The sequence below is a fragment of the Enterobacteriaceae bacterium ESL0689 genome (genome assembly GCA_029433525.1).
GTDB lineage: Bacteria > Pseudomonadota > Gammaproteobacteria > Enterobacterales > Enterobacteriaceae > JAQTIF01.
In genome coordinates, this window is the sequence record JAQTIF010000002.1 from 352,614 (window position 1) to 372,180 (window position 19,567).

The window sequence follows — 19,567 nt, forward strand, 5'->3', positions numbered from 1 at the left end:
AAAACTAAATGGAAGAGAAATTAACGAAATCAAACAACATAAACGCATGGTGAAATAAAATGGAAACTATCAGTGATTTTATCGTAAGTGCAATAGCGGTTATTTTAGTTATTGTTATATTATCCGCAATAACTATGGGCAGCACAATATTAATTGTAGGTAGTGCGATAATAGCGGCGGGTAGTTTTGTTTGTTATTTTATTTGCAGAGGTATTGCTTATATCAAAGAACGTGAAGAGGAACATCTTAATAAAAGAGGTGCGGAATGAGAAAGTCATTAACCGCACGCTGTATCAGACGCTGGCAGGTTGAATTTAAACCGCTATGTGATTCTGCTAAAAATCCGTACTGGTGTAAACGGGACTTGCGCGGATATATTAAATCATATGCTATAGCGTCTTCGGAAAGTATAGTTTGCAGGCGTGCTGAAAAAATGGCAAAAATTAATTTATTCGGCCATGAGCTTGGCTGGAGTCCGGAATTTGCAGATTATTTTTATAAAAACAGAGAAAAATATTTAGAGGATGCAAGGAAACACTTCAATAAAAACGCAACCACTGAAGAAATAGATGATGAAATGGAGAGAGAACTGGAGGCGTGGAATGACTGAGCGCGGAATGATATTCAATACTGGAATGGTGCAAGCTATTCTTGACGGCAGAAAAACACAGACCCGGCGAGTTATCCAGTGGAAACGTACACGATTTACTGAGATTGCAGAACGCGATGACGGCAGTAAATGGCCCTGGTCAGAAGATTGTGAAAATTGTTGTGATTACTGGCACCCCTGCCCGTTCGGTTCGGTGGGAGATAAAATATGGGTTCGAGAAACGTTTAATGGATACTGGTTGAATGAGGATGAAATTCAGGAAATAAAGGAGGGAATTTCTCTGGCATCAACCTTATGCGATTATAAAGCCGATTATCCCGATAAAATGTGGCCTATGGATGGCTGGACACCATCTATCCACATGCCGCGCTGGGCCAGCCGTATTCTACTGGAAATAAAGGACGTGAGGGTTGAGCGTCTAAAAGATATCAGCGAAGAGGATGCACGGGCTGAAGGTGTTATTCCTGCTACTTACAATATTACTCCGCCTGAAGTTGTTTATCGTGTCAGTTTTAGTGAAGTATGGCGGTCAATCTATGGTGATGAAAATTGGCAGGCTAACCCGTGGGTGTGGGTAATCAAATTCAGGCGAATTGACGAGGTTACCACCAATGACTAATACACCTGTAATTTTAGACGTGTGCTGTGGCTCCCGCATGTTTTGGCATGATAAAAACGACTCGCGGGCAATATTCAGTGATATTCGCGCAGAGCAGCACACTCTCTGCGACGGGCGAAAACTGGTAATTAGCCCTGATATTATCGCTGATTTTAAATCACTGCCTTTTGCTGATGCCAGCTTCCCTGTTGTGGTGTTTGACCCGCCTCATCTGGTACGGGTTGGAGATACTGCGTGGATAGGTAAAAAATACGGGAAACTAAATAAAGAAACGTGGCGAGAGGATTTACGGGCAGGATTTACTGAGGCGTTTCGCGTTCTGCGGCCACAGGGCGTGCTGATTTTTAAGTGGAACGAAACGCAAATCCCTGTGAGCCAGATTCTCGCCCTGACTAGCGAGAAACCGATTATCAGCCAACGAGTCGGCAAAAACAACAAAACGCACTGGATTATTTTTGTAAAAGGCGGTGTGGCATGAATGAAGTCGCAAAAACGCTTTATGGAGAACTGTCAGATGGGGCGTTTTTCGCCCCTGCATCTTCCGATCTGGTTGATTCGCTGATCGCCCAGTACCAGCAACTTCGGGCAGATATCGAAATGATGGCCGGGTTAATTAACACGCACCATGCATCCGTACACCATTTTCTGGAAGGTAACCAAGACCATGATCGGCGGCATTATTTTGGCGGCGTCAGCAATCTTTTTAAACCAGAAGGCGCTATAGCCAGCCTGAATGCAACCTTCTGGCAAAAAGCACTTAACATGACCGACGTTTACGAATACATGCCAAATAACCGGCGTACTGAGTGGAACGAGCAGATCCGGGAAATGAAAACGCCCGACTTCGAAGAAAAAACCGTGCGACCAACAATCATGGAACTGCTGAATTCCCGCCAGAAATTCTTTAGTGAACGTGTGGACGGTATTTTCCGCGCTCTTTCCGGCGACCACATTACCAACAGACCGGAAGGTTTCGGCAAGCGCATGATCCTCTCGCGGGTATTCGACGAATACGGTATGACCAATCACAATATGGGCGGCTATATCCAGGATCTACGGCAGGTTATCGCGAAATTCATGGGACGTGATGAACCCCGCTGGCGTGTAACAGAGGATGCCCTACAGGAAGCCCGTTGCCGTCACGGAGAATGGCTGGTACTGGACGGTGGCGCGTTGCGTGTCCGGGCATATCTGAAAGGTACGGCGCACCTCGAAGTACACCCGGATATGTCCTGGCGGCTCAACTGCATTCTGGCGCACCTGTACCCGCTGGCAATCCCGCCACAATTCCGCCAGAAGCCAAAGAGAAAGCTAAAAGATTTCGTGCTGATGAGCAAGCCACTCCCCTTCGCCGTTCTGGAAGTGCTGGCGGGCTTAAAAGCAGAACGACACACCTCGATTCATCGCAACCGCTGGGACGAACCGACACAGCCACTGACTACCAATCCGTACAACCGCCGATTTGACTGGCGCGACGAAGACAAAGCGATCCGGATCCAGGCGGGGAAAATACTGGAAACCATCGGCGGCGTACTTATCAAAGCTGGTCCGAACAAGAATATCAATATCTGGGAATTCGATTACGACCCTTCCCGCGTGTTGGGCGAGATTATCGCGTCCGGGTGTATTCCTGATCATCAGTCGCACCAGTTTTATCCTACCCCTGAATCGCTGGCTGAGTGGGCAGTTTCCGAAGCCAATATTCAGCCAAGCGATTCGTGTCTGGAGCCGAGTGCCGGTACCGGAAATCTTGCCCTGCTGATGCCAGCAGATCAGACCCAATGCGTGGAAATCTCCGCGCTACACTGCAGGATACTCAATGCGAAAGGTCTGAACGTCGAACAAGCCGATTTCATCAAGTGGGCCGAAACCACCAGCCGCCGCTTTGATAAAGTGGTAATGAACCCACCGTTCAGCGAAGGACGAGCTAAAGCGCATGTGGAAGCTGCTGCCAGCCTTGTTAAATCTGGCGGTCGCCTTGTGGCCATCCTGCCAGGAAGTATGCGAAAAAAAGACATTCTGCCGGGCTGGTCATGTATCTGGTCCGGGTTAATTGATAACGAGTTTGATGGTACTGATGTTTCAGTTGTCATGCTGAAAGCCGAACGTAAGTGATTTTTGATAATCAGTTTTAAAGGTATAGAGAAACGAGCAGGAGATAAAATGACGCACACTATGACCCCGGATTCACTAGTTGATTTGAAATTTATCATGGCGGATACTGGTTTCGGCAAAACATTTATCTACGACCGGGTAAGGGATGGCACCCTCGCTAAACCAGAGAAAATCCACGGACGCTCCCGCTGGCGCTACAGTGATCACTGTGAATTTAAAAATCGTCTCCTGTCGCGCACCAACGGGTAAAATGGCGGGTAAAAATTTTCACATAATTATAAAAATTATTTTTTATCAATATCCTGCAGGTTAACTTTGAAGCCTGCAGGGGACACCATCCGCAAGCATTTTCACTTCCAGTAAAGTCCACAAAATCCTTTAAAATACTTTGATCTAAATAGTTGCGGGCATGAATGTCGAACGATAGCGCTATGGCAGAATCGGGACTGTGGTCACGCGAGGCTGTAGAAATGCCGATGAGCCGAAATGATGTGAGAGCGCTATATGTACATACCGCTGAATACCTGAAGGAAAGGCGCTTAATGATGCAATGGTGGGCTGATTATCTGGACGCCAACAGAACAGCACATATTACGCCGTATAACTTCGCTCACGATACCGGGCAAAGGCATAATGTGATATCAATAGCAAACAGGAAGAAACCTACTCGCGCGCATACGTGCGCTTTATTTTACTTGTTTCACTGTTCCAGTAACTAATATCTATATATAAATCAGTAGATTAACTGAAACAACTTTTTAAGCGGCTGTTTCACCTCCTGCCCGACAATCAACGTCTAAAAATACATATAACAGTATGATTTTTATTAATTTTACCTATCCATCACATTGTTGATGTATCTATTTACATCAACAAGGAGATAAGCCGATGCCTGCTGTTGAGTTGATGAACCGCCGAATCCAGATAGCTGACAGAGTAATGACCACTGATGATGCTTTTCGGGCGGCCATGTCGGACGCCTCCCGCGCAATGAAGGGGGATTTCATCGGCTCAGAGTTGATATTCCCCACGGTAGAACAACTGGCAAAAACAATGCTGGCCCCTAACCGCTGGCAAATCATCAAAGCAATGGAAGGAAAGCAGGCCATGTCTATCCGCGAGCTATCGCGCATTGTTAATCGTGATTTTCGCGGCGTATACAATGATGTTCAGTCACTACTGAGCGGAGGAGTTCTGGACAAGGATGGCAAGAAGATCGCTTTACCTTATGACCGGATTCATATTGAGTTTAACTCAGACGATGCAGCGGCATAGCCATCCCGGCCAGCAAACAAAAGACACAGGTAGAAAAGCTAAGCCAGAATGCTTGCTTAAGTGCTCTCCCATTGGGGGAAGATCAACCGAACATCTCAAAAATCATTTTTCTGGCTGGTAGCATGAGCACAGAACGGGAATTCCCAGTTTAGGATAACCCACAGATTTTAATAATGATGCAGGTTTGCATCATATTATCAGTACTTGCACCAGAGAATTTCTAATCGTAGATTATTTCTTCTGCTCGTGTAGCGATGTTCGAAAAACCTTCCATTGCATTGATTTTATTAACTTCTAACGGTTCGTTATAACTATCCTCCAGATTTGGATTACGCCACCAGCGCACGCACAAAAACATGCCAAAAAACGCTAATTCCTGGATACTTACCGCGGGTAGCAACGCCCAGTGTCGCTTCAGAAACATCAATTCCCACACAGAGTGGATTTGGCAGACTCATTATTTTACCTATCCCTGCAAATGCGTTATGAAGTACGGACAACTGTTCGGGTTTCAGATAAGTGGCCTCAGCGTATGCGCCAGTCGCTGACCAACGGGCTTTAAACCCCAGGAAGCATCAGGCTACATACGCTTTGTCAAATCTGTTCGTTACCATGCTAACTAAATTTCGGGATACAAGGAGGTAGTCATTTAAGGGAGTCATTTAGCCAGTATGACTGATTTTTCACAGGGAGAGACAACTATCCTGACACTGAGGGCAGGGCCAAAATGGCAAGTAAAATAGCCTAATGGGATAGACTCTAACTCAGAAAGCTAACTTTAATTCACAGATAAAAGTGCTAACGCCAGTTATCACAATCGAGCAAATCGATTATGTCGTCCTGACTACCATGATAACGACAACGGATATAAAAAATCTGAAAGCTGAAGATGCAGTTATGGCTGCTTCACATTTACGTGATCAACTGGTTTCTGCAATCGATATGATGATTTTAGGTATTTAAAATAAAGAAGAACGATGATACGTCCTCAGATAAAAAATCACTTTAACGTTAGAATTAGACCAGAATATAGCGTGAGTGCTGATGCAGTTCTGCAAGCGTACAACGTATCAGGATTGTGCAGAAAGAAGATGAAGCGTGATGGCATAAATGCTGCTCTCATTAGTCAGCGAGGCTTAGAGCCTGGCCTGACAGGCATGATTGACACAGCCAGTAACGCCTGCTGCTCCTGTCTACTGCGTCGGTGGCCGGTTCAGCATGAAAACCACCATCCCCCTGAACCACGGTGACTGACTGAACTGACTTTCCTGTTCTTTATCCCAGATACCATGCTGGACAATGCCAACTTTCCACGGAATAGTTAAACCTGACAAAGCCGGTAAATAGGCACGGTAATTGGCGACGGTATGCCGCCCCTGGTAGCTCTGCACCACCAGTTCATCGACCGGTAACGCATTCAGTGTGGCGACATTGCCAGTCTGCGCCCAGTCAAGCAGACCGGTCACACCCAGCGCATATTCATGGGGTAATAATGACCTGAGCCGGGTTAAAAAATCACTATACTCATCTAGTCGTTGCGTGGCTGCGTCGAAATCAATCTGCAAACCGATGACGTTGTTACCGGCATATTTCCAGCGTTGCAGCAGGATAAAAATCTGCTGCCAGGCGGAATCAGGTATCTCTGTCGTTGTGATCCGGATCGTTAACCAGATATTCTGAAACGTCAGGCGACTGACCGGCGCGCCCATTCGCGTAAACACCGCACTGCCCTGGCGGGATGAAATTTCACCCTGATGCAGATACACCACCCGGGCATCGCGCATCAGTGTTGTCGGTTTGACCCCGGACCAGAGCCAGAATGCCTGATATTCCTCCGCGTTAACTTTCGCTTTCACCGGGGAACAAACACTCAGCAAAATTACCAGTAATAGCGTAGTTTTTCTGCCCACGGGCTTCCCGGATACTCTGTTTTTAACTCAGTAAACCATGCTTTACGTGTGAGTTTATCAACCTCTTCACCACCACAGTCATTACTTCCTGAGGGGGCATAACACATGATAGCGCGATACAGTGCGTAGCTTTTATCTTCTGGTTCACTTTTGGGGTTCATAATAACGGCTTCGTAATATGCCTGCCGAACAGGCTGGGTCTGTATCGTGTTCTTATTGCTGGCAAATATCACGCTGGTCAGTTCGGCATTACCATACCTGTCCTGCTCAAGATTAATCTCTGCATCGGTATCACGGATAAATTCGCCAAGACAGTTCAGCGCATGGCTGTCAGTGACGTTATGAGTCAATTCGGTGACGGTTTTCTCCAGTGATCTGCAGAAGTATCCTTTCTCGGTGTTGTTACCTGACCAGTCAAATAGTTTCAAATCAACATCAGCGAAATTTTCCCCGCTGGCAGGGTGGGCAATATGCGTGATCAAGCCTTTGTCGGTCAGCCATTCCGCATAATGGCCGCTGATAAGATCGCGCATCAATAAGGTATGCAGGGCAATGGTGCGCTCTTCATCATTGGGGCCATTTATCACCTGCTGGCGAAGCAGTTCAGCAGTCGCATAGGTTTTCAGGATCACGGAACGGTATTTCAGATTGGTTACCGGACTGTTTTTGGCAAAAATAGCGGCTGTTTGATTGGATAACAGTAAGGTTGCTGCAAGTTCAGTTTGCAAAAATTGCTGTTGTTCCAGATTCTGGCTTGCACTTAATAACGCTGACCAGTGTTTATATGCCTTTTCCCATTGTTCGGTCGCCATCAATGCTTTTCCATAAAGCACCTGCCGACTGAATGCCAGGATATCATTCTGCGCTAAAGTCGTCATCGGTTCGATCTGGGCAATCACCGTGGGATAATCCTGCTGCAGATATTTCAGCATCAGAGCCAGGTACGTCCAGTATGCCTGTGCACGTTCTGATGCGAAGATCGGCTTGATGCCGGTTAAATAGTCTTCATCAATACATAGCTGTTTTCCATTGCACTCGATATTGCGCATCAAACGTAAGGTCTGAATAAATGTTAATAATGGCGCGTCAGACGCCTTGCGGAAAAAAGTAGCATCCCAGGCCATCACATTACTTAATAACTTCGCATCCGTTTCGGCAATCAGCGCCACCAGTACATCAGGCGCGTTGTTCTGCGTCAGGGTCTGTTCATAGAATGTTGCCAGTGCATCCCAGTTTTGCAGATACCAGTTGATTCGCCGTTTAAGACCGGATGCTGAGTTTGCATACTGCCCTTCAGGCCAGCGCTGAAGATAATTATCCGCCCATTGCAGCGCCTCAAGCGCAGCATTGCGATCGATTTTTTCTACCTCAAAGTAACCAAACTCCCCTTTTGCATTCTGGCTACTTTTATTCAATGCGTTTCGCATCAACATATAACTGCTGGTTTCTGAAAGCCACGGCTGGGAAATATCCTTCAGAGATAACCATAGTTGCCGGGATTGCTCATACTGACCGGCATAAAAATGACTGGCAGCCAGCAGATAGCGCTTAAATTGTTGCGCACTGGAATCGGCTGGAAAACTGAGCGCAGTTATCGCCGTTTGCGCCTCAGCACTGCCTGAAAGATCCATCTTCGTTTTAGCCAGTATCTGCCGTTGTTCTGGTGACAGGCTGTCATCCGCCAGTAGCGCATTGAAGAAACGGGCATCCGATTCAGGGGTCATCGACACAAAGCGCGTTTCCAGCAAGGCGCTATCTTTTTTCGCATATCTGGCTGCCAGTGCTTCCAGCCCCAGCGCTTTCAGCGGTTCACTGACCGGGGAGGCGGGTGCGGGCGTTTGTATTTTTGCTACCACGCTGCGCCACACCGCAGTATCAAAACCGAAACTAAATGCCCGGCTTTTGGTTAAATCCTGCGTGACATGTGGTAATGGCAGAGATACAGAATCGTTTTCGCTAAGCAGACGTAACAGATTATCACGGGTATCATTCGCGCTACTGAGAAATGGCAGGCTTTCCTGAAAGCATCCCTCTTCTCCCCACGGGCAGGACTCCTCATCGTAAGAGGCCATTGTCTGCTGGCTGATAATCAGTGAGCATACGAGCGTTACTGTGCCGATATAATGTCTTTTCTTCATATTTACGTAAATATTTCCCTGAATAGATGCCGCACCTGATCTGTTTGCTATTTTGACCGCAGGCCACAGGCATGTAAACACCCACCGGATATTAATATTCCCCCCTGATCCCCTATTTGTCAGCATGGATTATCGTTTCGGTTGTGGTCAGACTTGAGCCATAACTGATCGTTAAATAATCCTGACTATTTTTTGCAAAATTCAGAGTCGGGTGAGCAATAACCAATAATCTACCTTTCAGTCAATGCTGCATCTGACACTGACGGAATAATTCTCGTATAATACTTCCTTTGTCATTCGGGTTGTTTTACGGTGGGAAATCAGGCACACACGTTAACCTGCAGAGAAGCAGCCTGAGGTATTATTGGTATTGTTCTTTGATTTTTGTCCGGAGTAGCATGAATACATTCTCAGTTTCTCGTCTGGCGCTGATGCTGGCTTTTAGTGTCACGTTATCCGCCTGTAGTTCTCTCCCGCCTGATCAGCAGCCCTCAACACAATCAGCGCCAGGTACCGCTTCTCGCCCCATATTATCTGCCGATGAAGCGAATACTTTTACTACTGCGCATTATTTCGCTGCACAGGAGGATCATGCTGCAGGCTGGCAACCCACGACGATCACACCGCCAGGCAGCCCTGATTTTGTTGTCGGTCCGGCAGGTGCATCTGGCGTCACCCACACGACCATTCAGGCGGCGGTAGATGCGGCTATGGCGCGCCCGGGAAATCATCGTCAGTTTATCGCTATTCAGCCTGGGGAGTATGCTGGCACGGTTTATGTTCCCGCCTCCCCTGTGGCACTGACGCTATATGGCACCGGCGAGAGAGCGTCAGAAGTAAAAATAAAACAAACTATTGATGCCGGAATGAATATCGCGAACTGGCGTCAGCAGGTCAATCCGGCAGGTAAATATATTCCCGGCAAGCCCGCATGGTATATGTTCAATAATTGCCAGAGCCAGCAGGAAACCGCTGTTGGCATGATGTGCTCAGCGGTATTCTGGTCACAGAATAACGGTCTGCAATTACAGAATCTGACGATCGCCAATCTTCCTGAAAATAACGCAGATGCAGGCGCTTATCAGGCTGTCGCATTACGCAGTGATGGTGACAAGGTACAACTTGATCGCGTCAATCTCATCGGACGACAGAATACTTTTCTGGTGACCAACAGCGACATACAAAATCGTTTACAACCCCATCGGCAGACACGCACACTGGTAAATAACTGCTATCTTGAAGGCCAGGTTGATATTGTTTCCGGCCGTGGAACTGTCGTGTTCAGGGAGAGCGATTTTTATGTGGTGGATACACACTCTCAGCAGGAAACCTATGTCTTCGCACCCGCCACAGAGAGGGATTCCCCCTACGGTTTTCTGGTGATTAATAGCCGCCTGATTGCGCCAGGCAATGGTGTGGCTCATCTCGGACGTTCGCTGGATCTTGATGATACCGCCAATGGACAGATTGTGATCCGTGACAGCATTATCAACGAAGGTTTCGATACCGCTACCCCGTGGGGGGCGGCGGCGCTCTCCAGTCGGGCTTTCCGTGGTAACACGGGCTCTCCGGATGATAGCGGCCATCCACAACGTCAGCTTAATGACAACAGTGTTAACCGAATGTGGGAATATAATAATCGTGGCGCTGGCAGCCTGATGACTGGCGATTAATATGCACCGGATGAGTCAACACCTGACTCATCCGGTGATCTCGCTAAAAGTGAATGGTTCGATTATAGGGGGTACTTACCATATTACCCTTTAACTCTCGATCCCAAATGGGATAATTAGCCTTCGACGCTGTCGGTATCGACATCGTTGTTGCAGTAATTGCGCTACCAGAATTACCTTTTTCACATTCATATCTGTTCATGAGATAATCAATGAAATGAAAAAAGGCCGCGAGTGCGGTCTTTAAACTATCTGGCAATAAGCTCGTATTTAGTCAGGTCGCAGATACCTTCAGCGATCTGTCGTGACTGGCGTGTTGATTTTGCTGAATTCAACAGCACATTGAAAACTTCATCTTTTGAGGCGCTAATCTTCTGGCCTTTTAGGGTAGTGAAGGTCACTTTTTTGCCATTACGCCCATAAACCACGCTCTTACTACTCTCGGCCTCACCGGCCTCATGAACCTGAGTCGTTTCTGGTGCCTGGAAAAAAAGGCATTCAGGCGCGACTAATTTTCTCTTTCTCGTCACCATACCTCACTCCTTATTTGGTCGCGTATGTTGTCTTACATTATTGCTCATAAATCACTCACCATTAACTAGAGCGACATCACGTCTTGAACTCGTCAATCAGGTCAGTCACCGAACGATAGAGGATATCTTTTGATCCATCGTCAGTCACATCCTGGAAACCATATTCTTTAACATAATAATCAGCAACAGTTTGATTAACTGGAAACATTAAACGCACACCCACCCCTTCAGTTTCCTGAAGAAAAAAATAATGGTATAGAGTGCAAACTTCAGCGTGTTGCCATCAAGAATGGATTGATGGATCTGAAAATTCTGCAACATCTCAATATTCAGTATTCTATCACTCGGACAATATTCACAGATACACACACCTGCGGGTCGATCACAGGCATTCAGCAACTTAAAACAAAAATTGAAGGCGTTATCGTCTCGCAGCGTGGCACCTATTTGATCCCAGGGGAGTTTTCGTTCTTCAGGCATACTCCGCATAGAGGCAATACACCATTCCAAATCCGGTTCACTTAACAGGCAAGCAACGAGAAGCTTATCAGTCTGTCGGAATAATCGATTTGTTAGCTCGACTGCCGCTTCACTAGATTCTCGTATCGTCAGTTCAGGCATTCGCGACTCCATCGCATCAAGAATAAGCTATATAAATAAATCGATTTTTGGGGATACCTCTAATGAATTGAATCTGATGTACAATGCGAGCTGTTGAGATTCTCTTATGGCCAGCATTAACGATCATCGTCCCCGTTGTCAGTCTGCTCAGGTTTACCGCCATGATCAGAACCCTAAGGTTTCGTTACCCGGAATCACTGATCTGCTACGGATTCTGCCACAGGCAGACAATAATCACGATCACATCATTATGTTGTTAATTATTTTCAGCCTTATTTGCGATCAGCTTCACACAGCGAAGGGATTGACGATTGCCTGTGAGCAAGTTGCTGTGCCGGGAATACGGTGGTTGTGAGTGGGCTGATAGATGGCGGGTCGTGGTGTCAACTTGCCGTAAAACGCACCCTTTTTTATCCGGCCGGGCGCTTGTTCGCCGAGGCCGGATATTCGATAACAGAAAATCAGTCCAGTGGCACCCCAATACGCCGGGCGACCTCTTCATAGGCATCAATCAATCCACCGAGATTTTGCCGGAAACGATCTTTATCCATTTTATTAAGAGTATTTTTATCCCATAACCGACAGCCGTCGGGAGAAAATTCATCGCCTAATACCACCTCGCCCTGGAACAGGCCAAATTCCAGTTTAAAGTCAACCAGGATCAAATTCGCATCATCGAACAGCTTCTGCAATACGGTATTAGCTTTAGCGGTAAGTTCACGCATCCGTACCAGGTTTTGTTTATTCACCCAGCCAAAGGTTTCACAATAAGAGGCATTGATCATCGGATCATGCAGGGCATCGTTTTTCAGGAACAGATCAAACAGCGGTGGATTGAGTTCCGTCCCCTCTTTAATTCCCAGCCGTGTAACCAGAGAGCCTGCGGCACGATTGCGGATCACACACTCTACCGGCACCATTTGCAGCCGTTTGACCAGACATTCCGTATCGGAAAGCAGCGCCTCCATCTGCGTCGGTATTCCCGCCTGCTCGAGTTTTTGCATAATGAAGTAGTTGAATTTATTGTTCACCATGCCTTTTCGCTCAAACTGAGCGATGCGTGCCCCATCTCCCGCGGATGTATCATTGCGGAATTCCAGGATCAGCCGTTGCGGATCTTCGGTGCTATAAACCGTTTTCGCTTTACCACGATACAGCTCTGCTTGTTTGTGCATTTTCATCACCCCAGGGAAAATTAGCGATAAAAGATGTGCTTTTGTCGTTACGCACACGTTTGCGTAACGACACAGAAAAAAGGGCCGATAATTATCGACCCTGTATTTTTTACTGCCTGAATGCCGCCTGGAACAGGACGACCAGAGCATCATTTTGCGCCTGCGTTAACGTATGGCCTTTAGGATCGATAAACTGCATGCTACTGCGGTTATCGAGATCCCCGACCTGTAGTTTGTAATCGCCGGCAAGCAGACCCGGGTCTGCAACACCCAGCGTCTGCCAGTGACTGTCAGAGATCGGCTTGTAAGTCAGGGCAATATTTCCCTTCGAGCGGGTACTGTCCGTCACTTTCATGCCGACTTTGGCTAACGTATCCGGCAGACGTTGCCACACCCGGTCAAAGGGGGCGCGAACCACCAGCATCGGCAGGCCGGTCTCATCGGATGCACTCTGCACATCAAAGGTGACGCCATCCTTTTGTTGTCCGTCATTCTGTGCTCGCGAGATATTTGCATCCAGGCCTTCAGAAATAACATTCAGCATCGCAGTGCTGTAACGCTGCAACGACGCGGGATCAGCAACCGGTTTTCCGTCTTGTTCGAGGTTAATCAACTTGACAATAAGCGCCTGCTGGTAGCCTTGCGGTTTAATGGCAATCTGATAACGGCCACGATAGGGCTGATCCTCATCAAGTCGTGACCACGTCACCCAGTCGGTATTGAGACTCTCTCCCGCATCATCACGTCGGGTAATGGTATCGTTCCGCGCCTGTAAGATGCTGACTACCTGTGGCCACAAGCCATCGCTCTGGCGCTTTTCTAACGTTAATATCGCGGTATCACCCTTAAATTGCGTTCGCGTACCGTTTACCAGCGCCAGCGGCTGAGCGGGTGGGCGAATATCCAGTGCTTTACCCAGCGCACCAGTGCTGGTCACCTGGGGGATATCGTAATTACCTGTCTGGAGGGGCAGAATAAGCCCTGCGGGCGCATGGAGTTCACTGAGTGGCGTCGCTTGCAGATAGGATTCATCACCGCTGACCTGGCGCTTGTAGCGGGAATCCGAACTACAGGCAGCAAGAAGCATAATCATCGAAATAGCCGCCATTTTCATCAGCGGTGGCTTCTGTTGTAAGTCAGTCATTACATTTCCCTAAACATTACAGCAAATCGGCATGCTGAAGTGCGGCGGTCACGCTGTGGATGCCTTTTTCAGTCAGCGGGGTTAGCGGCAGGCGTAACGTATCAGTTGTCACCAGTCCTAGCGCCTTACATGCCCATTTCACCGGGATGGGATTGGGCTCGATAAATAAGTGAGTATGCAATGCCATCAGACGTTGATTAATCGCACGAGCCTGCTCAAACTGGCCTTCTGCCATCAACTGGCATACATCCGCCATTTCACGCGCGGCCACATTCGCGGTGACCGAAATCACGCCCTGACCACCGAGCTGCATAAAATCGACTGCCGTGGCATCATCGCCACTGAGCAAAATAAAATCTTCCGCAACCAGGGCTTTGATCTGATGCACCCGGCTTAAATTGCCTGTCGCTTCCTTAATACCAATAATATTTTTCACCTTTGACAAACGGCCAACGGTCTCCGGTAACATATCACACCCGGTACGCGTGGGCACGTTATATAAAATTTGCGGTAGCCCGCTGTTCTCAGCGATAGTCTTAAAGTGCTGGAATAAACCTTCCTGGGTCGGACGGTTGTAATACGGTGTCACGGTCAGGCAACCAACAACACCGCTATTTTCAAAGCGTTGAGTCAGACTGATGGCTTCAGTCGTCGCATTAGCCCCCGTACCGGCGATAACCGGGATCCGGCCGTCAGCCAGTTCCAGGGTCATCATCACGACATCACCATGTTCTTCATGGCTCAGTGTCGCTGATTCTCCGGTCGTTCCTACCGAAACAATTGCCGATGTGCCGCTGGCGACATGGTAATCAATCAGTTTTTTCAGGTCTGACCGACAAACTTTTCCCTTGTCATCCATCGGCGTAATAAGCGCTACAATACTTCCCGTGAACATGAGCCATCCTCAGAACAGAAGAGCAATAAGTTTATCAATGTTACGTTTGGTCGCGTGATAAAAGCAAGCGACCTGACCACGTTGACGAATATTGTATCCTGGTTTTTTTTATGCTTTGCTGATGTTATCTCACCTTTTCAAAGGAAGAGCAGGTTTGAGCATCTCATTACCCTACGTGCGGATTATCACCACCTCAGACATTGATCGTCCTGCCATCATCAACAGCATGGCGCATCGCCGTTATAGTGAAAGCGGCCGGGCGATGCGTTTATCCTGTTGCTTTCAGGTTTATTGCGTGCCATTACCTTCTTCATCATGCGACGATAAATGCAAAGAATATTGAACAAACGCTCAACATTATATGTACAGAATTGAACGTACAAGGCAGTATTAATATCATTAATTATTCTCAACAAAGATGGAGCTCGAATAATGAATCCACTGCAAGTCGGTGACATGGCACCGACATTTAGCTTACCGGATCAGGATGGTGAGGAAGTTAATTTAAGCGATTTCCAGGGTCAGCGTGTTCTGATCTATTTTTATCCAAAGGCAATGACGCCTGGCTGTACTGCTCAGGCTTGCGGTCTGCGCGATAATATGGATCAGTTAAAGAAAGCGGGTATCGAAGTACTGGGGATCAGCACCGATAAACCGGAAAAACTTTCTCGTTTTGCTGAAAAAGAACTGCTGAACTTTACCTTGCTGTCTGATGAAAACCATCAGGTGTGCGAGCAATTTGGCATCTGGGGAGAAAAAACGTTTATGGGTAAAACCTACGACGGTATTCATCGCGTCAGTTTTCTGATCGATGCCAGCGGCAGAATCGAACATGTGTTTGACGACTTTAAAACCAGCAATCATCACGAAATCGTTCTTAACTGGCTGAAAGAAAACGGCTAATCCCTGTCATGAGCCTGGGCTTACCAGGCTCTTAAACGCTGTTATGCGCTCCTGTCGGGTTAATTACCGGGTTTCTCAGGCTTGATATCAACAGCGGCGTTATCTGGCCAGGCGTGGATCACCGCTTTGAATAGCGTCGCCAGCGGGATCGCAAAGAAAACGCCCCAGAATCCCCACAGGCCACCAAAAATAATCACTGACAGGATAATCACCAGCGGGTGTAAATTAACCGCTTCCGAGAACAGTATCGGAACCAAAAGATTGCCATCTAACCCCTGAATAATCAGGTATACCGCTAAAAAGCTCCAGAACTCTGTACCGCTACCAAACTGGAACAACGCAACCGCGACAACCGGGATCGTCACGACAAAAGCCCCAATGTAGGGGATCAGTACCGATACGCCCACCAGCACCGCCAGCAGTAATGAATAGTTAAGATTAAAGAAGATAAAACCAATCCATGTCGCAACGCCGACCACAACCATCTCCAGCGCTTTACCACGAATATAGTTCGTAATTTGCTGGTTCATCTCCTGCCATACCTGCCCGGCCAGCCCGCGATTACGGGGAAGTACCCGGCGCAGGGCATTGAGCATCTGTTCTTTATCTTTCAGCAAAAAAAAGACCATTAATGGCACCAGGATCAGATAGACCGCCAGCGTTAATAGCCCCACCAGAGAAGCCAGGGAGTATTGCACCACGGAATCACCGACGTTCAATATGCGATTGCGCATATTTTCCGACATCGCATCAATAATACCGGCGTCCATCAGAGCCGGATAACGGCGTGGCAATGTTGCAGCAAAATCAGAGAGCTTATTGAGCATCCCTGGCATATCACGAATCAGATACATGCCCTGCTGCCAGGCGACAGGTATCACCACCAGCGCCATCAATAACAGAATGCCGACAAACAGAATAAGAATCACCACCGTCGCCCAGGTTCTTGAAAGTCCTGTATATTGCAGCCGGACAGTTGGCCATTCCAGCAAATAGGCCAGCACAATGGCGACCAGTAAAGGCGCCAGCAGGTGACTAAAAAAGAAAATGATACCGAAACCCGCCAGCAGGATCACCAGCAGTGCTATGGCATCCGGATTACTGAACCAGCGGCGATACCACTGAACTAACATCTCAAGCATAAATTCGATCCTGAAAAAGGGTGAGACAAATTGAGGGAATTGTAGCGAAATGTGAATCAAAAGACTGTGCTTTTATTATCCACTGACTAACCTCACCGATTCGCATTGAATATCCTGTTTTCAATCACCGTATTGCCCGTTAAACTGATATAACACAGGATGAGGGTATGCCTGCTCTTCTGGCGACGAAATTCTCCCTCACCATACAGGATTGAGGTTATGTTCTGGCAGTTAAAGAAAACACTGATGGTCACCGTCCTCACTGCGCTAACCCTCGGCGGTAGCGGGCCTGCTCTGGCGAACATGAGTGACACTTTACCTGATATGGGAACGACAGCGGAAAGCACACTCTCTGTTGGCCAGGAAATACAGATGGGTGATTACTATGTGCGTCAGCTTCGCAGTAGTGCGCCATTAATCAATGATCCTCTCCTGATCCAGTATATTAATACCCTCGGTATGCGTCTGGTCGCCAGTGCCAGTGCGGTACGCACACCGTTTCATTTTTATCTGGTTAATAATGATCAGCTTAACGCTTTTGCTTTTTTTGGCGGTAACGTGGTGCTGCACTCCGCACTTTTCCGTTATACCGATAACGAAAGTGAACTGGCCTCGGTGATGGCACACGAAATCTCCCATGTCACACAACGTCATCTGGCACGCGCGATGGAAGACCAGAAGCGCAACGCGCCACTGACCTGGGCCGGGGCGCTGGGCTCGATGTTGCTCGCGATGGCTAATCCACAAGCAGGAATGGCGGCGCTCACTGGAACCCTGGCGGGAAGCCAGCAGGGGCTTATCAGTTTTACCCGTCAGAATGAAGAAGAAGCTGATCGTATTGGCATTCATCTACTGCAGCGTTCAGGGTTTGATCCACAGGCTATGCCATCTTTTATGGGGAGATTACTCGATCAGACGCGCTATTCCAGTCGGCCACCGGAAATGTTACTCACCCACCCCTTACCCGAGAGCCGTCTGGCCGATACCCGCAATCGTGCTAATCAGATGCCCCCGGTGATTGTCCAGTCCACGGCCGATTTTTATCTGGCAAAAGCCAGAACCCTGAGCATGTATCAGTCGGGCGACAACAAACTCAGTGAGGATATATTTATCACATGGGCGAAAGGGAATATTCGCCAGCAACATGCTGCCACTTACGGACGCGCATTGCTGGCACTGGGCAAGAATAACTTTGCGCTGGCGTATACGACACTGCAGCCATTGCTCAACGCCGAACCGCAGAATCCCTGGTATCTTGACCTGGCGACCGATATCGATCTGGGACAAAACAGAGCCGCCGATGCCATTAACCGGCTAAAAAACGCCCATGAAATCCGCAATAATCCAGTTCTGCAACTGAATCTCGCCAATGCTTATCTGCAAAATAGCCAGCCTGATGAAGCGGAAAAGATCCTCAATCGTTATACCTTTAATCATCCTGAAGATATTAACGGCTGGGATCTCCTGACCCAGGCAGAAGCCGCGCTGGGTCATCGCGATCAGGAGCTGGCGGCACGCGCAGAAAGCGTGGCGCTGACCGGACAACTGGATCAGGCGATTAAATTTCTGAGTAGCGCCAGCGCGCAAGTGACGCTCGGTAGTTTGCAACAGGCACGTTACGACGCGCGTATCGATCAGCTGCGCCAGCTGCAGGAACGTTTCCGTCCCTATCAAAAAATGTAAGGAAAGTGAATGCCGGATTTGATTAAGATTTACCATAACCCACGCTGTAGCAAAAGCCGCGAGACATTAAGCCTGTTGCAGCAGCACGGCATAACACCTGAAGAGGTGTACTATCTGGATAACCCGCCAGATGCCGTAACATTGCGACAATTACTGTCGCTGCTCGGTATGTCCAGCGCCCGTGAACTGATGCGCCAGAAAGAGGCGCTTTATCAGTCACTGGATCTCGCTAACCCACAACTTAGCGAAGAAGAACTGATTCAGGCACTGGTCAGCTATCCGCAATTGATGGAACGGCCAATCGTCGTTTGCCAGCATCAGGCACGCATCGGCCGCCCACCGGAGAGGGTGCTGGAGATCATTACAGCCGGAGTGTCTCTTTGACAAACGGAATAGTCAGTTTTCGTTGTGCGGTAATAGAAGCACGATCGAGTTGATCGAGTGCGATAAAAAGTGAACGCATTTCCCGGTCTAAACGTTTCAGCAGGAAACGGCAGACATCTTCCGGGATCTCAAAACCACGCAGACGCGCCCGTAACTGTAGCGTCTGCAATTTATCTTCATCCGATAATGGTTGCAGTTTGTAAATCTGTCCCCAGTCAAGACGGGAGGCGAGATCCGCCAGTCCAAGATTCAGTTGTCGTGGCGGGCAGTCACCGGTGATCAGCAGACGGGTTTTACCTGCTTCGAGGATGCGATTATACAGATTGAAAATCGCCATTTCCCACAGCTCATCTCCCGCCACACAGGCAATATTATCGATACAAACCAGCGCCAGTTGTTCCATTCCATCCAGCACTTCCGGTACAAACCAGGCGCGTTTATCCAGCGGAACATAGCCGACTGCCTCACCACGCTGAGAAAGCTCTGCACAGGCGGCATGTAACAGGTGGCTACGCCCTGCGCCAGGGCGTGACCAGATATAGATATAACCGCTATGTTCCTGGCGCAGCACGGTCTGTAAGGCGGCAAGAAGAGAGGTGTTACTTCCCGGCCAAAAACTGGCAAACGTTTCGTCATCGGGAAGATACAGTGGTAAAGAGAGCTGTGCCGATGCGTTCAGATAAACCTCATCACAGGCTGATAAAAAAACGGGGTCAGTTTAGCATGAACTGCGAACAGAGAGAACCA

The 19,567-nt window shown here is 48.2% G+C and carries 22 protein-coding genes and 4 pseudogenes; 15 read left to right on the plus strand and 11 right to left on the minus strand.

The window, feature by feature from the left end; translation table 11 throughout:
* The first annotated feature begins 59 nt into the window (after window positions 1-59).
* From PT300_13465 to PT300_13500, 8 genes and pseudogenes are all read left to right on the plus strand, one after another.
* The gene (locus PT300_13465; protein ID MDF7681540.1) at window positions 60-269 is read left to right on the plus strand and encodes a hypothetical protein; all 210 of its coding nucleotides are present in this window, start codon (window positions 60-62) and stop codon (window positions 267-269) included.
* Window positions 266-610 (plus strand): hypothetical protein, encoded by a 345-nt coding sequence (locus PT300_13470; protein MDF7681541.1) that lies wholly within the window; start codon window positions 266-268, stop codon window positions 608-610. The genes PT300_13465 and PT300_13470 overlap by 4 nt, the downstream gene beginning before the upstream one ends.
* Window positions 603-1,229, plus strand: a complete 627-nt coding sequence (locus PT300_13475) for a hypothetical protein (GenBank protein MDF7681542.1) — start codon at window positions 603-605, stop codon at window positions 1,227-1,229. The genes PT300_13470 and PT300_13475 overlap by 8 nt, the downstream gene beginning before the upstream one ends.
* Window positions 1,222-1,707, plus strand: a complete 486-nt coding sequence (locus PT300_13480) for a class I SAM-dependent methyltransferase (GenBank protein ID MDF7681543.1) — start codon at window positions 1,222-1,224, stop codon at window positions 1,705-1,707. Before PT300_13475 ends, PT300_13480 begins: the two co-directional genes overlap by 8 nt.
* Complete coding sequence (locus tag PT300_13485; protein MDF7681544.1) at window positions 1,704-3,344, plus strand: DUF4942 domain-containing protein; 1,641 nt, start codon at window positions 1,704-1,706, stop codon at window positions 3,342-3,344. Before PT300_13480 ends, PT300_13485 begins: the two co-directional genes overlap by 4 nt.
* A gap of 48 nt (window positions 3,345-3,392) precedes the next feature.
* Window positions 3,393-3,593: an excisionase gene (locus PT300_13490; GenBank protein ID MDF7681545.1), complete on the plus strand. Its 201-nt coding sequence runs from the start codon at window positions 3,393-3,395 to the stop codon at window positions 3,591-3,593.
* A gap of 153 nt (window positions 3,594-3,746) precedes the next feature.
* Window positions 3,747-3,958 (plus strand): annotated as a pseudogene (locus PT300_13495) (integrase).
* A gap of 274 nt (window positions 3,959-4,232) precedes the next feature.
* Window positions 4,233-4,619, plus strand: a complete 387-nt coding sequence (locus PT300_13500; GenBank protein MDF7681546.1) for a transcriptional regulator — start codon at window positions 4,233-4,235, stop codon at window positions 4,617-4,619.
* Between the two features lie 329 nt (window positions 4,620-4,948).
* Here PT300_13500 and PT300_13505 read toward each other — a convergent pair whose 3' ends face one another.
* The gene (locus PT300_13505) at window positions 4,949-5,077 is read right to left on the minus strand and encodes a hypothetical protein (GenBank protein MDF7681547.1); all 129 of its coding nucleotides are present in this window, start codon (window positions 5,075-5,077) and stop codon (window positions 4,949-4,951) included.
* Window positions 5,078-5,390: 313 nt separating this feature from the next.
* Here PT300_13505 and PT300_13510 point away from each other — a divergent pair.
* A pseudogene (locus PT300_13510) lies at window positions 5,391-5,582 on the plus strand (CcdB family protein).
* Between the two features lie 230 nt (window positions 5,583-5,812).
* Here PT300_13510 and PT300_13515 read toward each other — a convergent pair.
* Together PT300_13515 and PT300_13520 are read right to left on the minus strand one after the other, a co-directional pair.
* A complete protein-coding gene (locus tag PT300_13515; GenBank protein ID MDF7681548.1) occupies window positions 5,813-6,529 on the minus strand; it encodes a DUF3142 domain-containing protein in 717 nt (238 codons plus the stop codon).
* Window positions 6,499-8,667 (minus strand): hypothetical protein, encoded by a 2,169-nt coding sequence (locus PT300_13520; protein ID MDF7681549.1) that lies wholly within the window; start codon window positions 8,665-8,667, stop codon window positions 6,499-6,501. Before PT300_13520 ends, PT300_13515 begins: the two co-directional genes overlap by 31 nt.
* A 398-nt stretch (window positions 8,668-9,065) precedes the next feature.
* Here PT300_13520 and PT300_13525 point away from each other — a divergent pair, with 398 nt between their 5' ends.
* Window positions 9,066-10,340, plus strand: a complete 1,275-nt coding sequence (locus PT300_13525) for a putative acyl-CoA thioester hydrolase (protein MDF7681550.1) — start codon at window positions 9,066-9,068, stop codon at window positions 10,338-10,340.
* A gap of 248 nt (window positions 10,341-10,588) precedes the next feature.
* On the opposite strand, the gene PT300_13530 is transcribed toward PT300_13525, so the two are convergent.
* From PT300_13530 to PT300_13540, 3 genes are all read right to left on the minus strand, one after another.
* Window positions 10,589-10,873 carry a hypothetical protein gene (locus PT300_13530; GenBank protein MDF7681551.1) on the minus strand — a complete coding sequence of 95 codons (285 nt, stop codon included), beginning with the start codon at window positions 10,871-10,873 and terminating at the stop codon, window positions 10,589-10,591.
* 76 nt (window positions 10,874-10,949) lie between these two features.
* Entirely contained in the window at window positions 10,950-11,090 is a 141-nt protein-coding gene (locus tag PT300_13535; protein ID MDF7681552.1) for a hypothetical protein, read from the minus strand.
* Window positions 11,081-11,494 (minus strand): hypothetical protein, encoded by a 414-nt coding sequence (locus PT300_13540; protein MDF7681553.1) that lies wholly within the window; start codon window positions 11,492-11,494, stop codon window positions 11,081-11,083. Before PT300_13540 ends, PT300_13535 begins: the two co-directional genes overlap by 10 nt.
* Before the next feature lie 106 nt (window positions 11,495-11,600).
* Between PT300_13540 and PT300_13545 the strand changes: the two are divergent.
* Window positions 11,601-11,672: pseudogene (locus PT300_13545) on the plus strand (IS1 family transposase).
* Between the two features lie 283 nt (window positions 11,673-11,955).
* On the opposite strand, the gene PT300_13550 reads toward PT300_13545, so the two are convergent.
* The 3 genes from PT300_13550 to dapA all read right to left on the minus strand — a co-directional run bounded on the left by PT300_13550 (window position 11,956) and on the right by dapA (window position 14,708).
* Window positions 11,956-12,669 (minus strand): phosphoribosylaminoimidazolesuccinocarboxamide synthase, encoded by a 714-nt coding sequence (locus PT300_13550; protein ID MDF7681554.1) that lies wholly within the window; start codon window positions 12,667-12,669, stop codon window positions 11,956-11,958.
* Window positions 12,670-12,778: 109 nt separating this feature from the next.
* Window positions 12,779-13,813 carry an outer membrane protein assembly factor BamC gene (gene bamC, locus PT300_13555; GenBank protein MDF7681555.1) on the minus strand — a complete coding sequence of 345 codons (1,035 nt, stop codon included), beginning with the start codon at window positions 13,811-13,813 and terminating at the stop codon, window positions 12,779-12,781.
* A gap of 16 nt (window positions 13,814-13,829) precedes the next feature.
* Window positions 13,830-14,708, minus strand: coding sequence for a 4-hydroxy-tetrahydrodipicolinate synthase (gene dapA / locus PT300_13560; protein ID MDF7681556.1), 879 nt, complete (start codon window positions 14,706-14,708; stop codon window positions 13,830-13,832).
* 317 nt (window positions 14,709-15,025) lie between these two features.
* Between dapA and gcvR the strand changes: the two are divergent.
* Together gcvR and bcp are read left to right on the plus strand one after the other, a co-directional pair.
* Window positions 15,026-15,163, plus strand: a pseudogene (gcvR, locus tag PT300_13565) (glycine cleavage system transcriptional repressor).
* Window positions 15,141-15,611, plus strand: coding sequence for a thioredoxin-dependent thiol peroxidase (gene bcp / locus PT300_13570; protein MDF7681557.1), 471 nt, complete (start codon window positions 15,141-15,143; stop codon window positions 15,609-15,611). Before gcvR ends, bcp begins: the two are co-directional and overlap by 23 nt.
* Window positions 15,612-15,670: 59 nt before the next feature.
* Here the strand turns inward: bcp and PT300_13575 are convergent, their stop codons facing one another.
* Window positions 15,671-16,753, minus strand: coding sequence for an AI-2E family transporter (locus tag PT300_13575; GenBank protein ID MDF7681558.1), 1,083 nt, complete (start codon window positions 16,751-16,753; stop codon window positions 15,671-15,673).
* 219 nt (window positions 16,754-16,972) lie between these two features.
* Here PT300_13575 and PT300_13580 point away from each other — a divergent pair, with 219 nt between their 5' ends.
* Both PT300_13580 and arsC read left to right on the plus strand, forming a co-directional pair.
* Window positions 16,973-18,436 (plus strand): M48 family metallopeptidase, encoded by a 1,464-nt coding sequence (locus PT300_13580; GenBank protein ID MDF7681559.1) that lies wholly within the window; start codon window positions 16,973-16,975, stop codon window positions 18,434-18,436.
* 9 nt (window positions 18,437-18,445) lie between these two features.
* Window positions 18,446-18,820, plus strand: a complete 375-nt coding sequence (gene arsC, locus PT300_13585; GenBank protein MDF7681560.1) for an arsenate reductase (glutaredoxin) — start codon at window positions 18,446-18,448, stop codon at window positions 18,818-18,820.
* On the opposite strand, the gene hda is transcribed toward arsC, so the two are convergent.
* Window positions 18,798-19,499: a DnaA inactivator Hda gene (hda, locus tag PT300_13590; protein MDF7681561.1), complete on the minus strand. Its 702-nt coding sequence runs from the start codon at window positions 19,497-19,499 to the stop codon at window positions 18,798-18,800. The genes arsC and hda overlap by 23 nt on opposite strands.
* Window positions 19,500-19,567 lie beyond the last annotated feature (68 nt).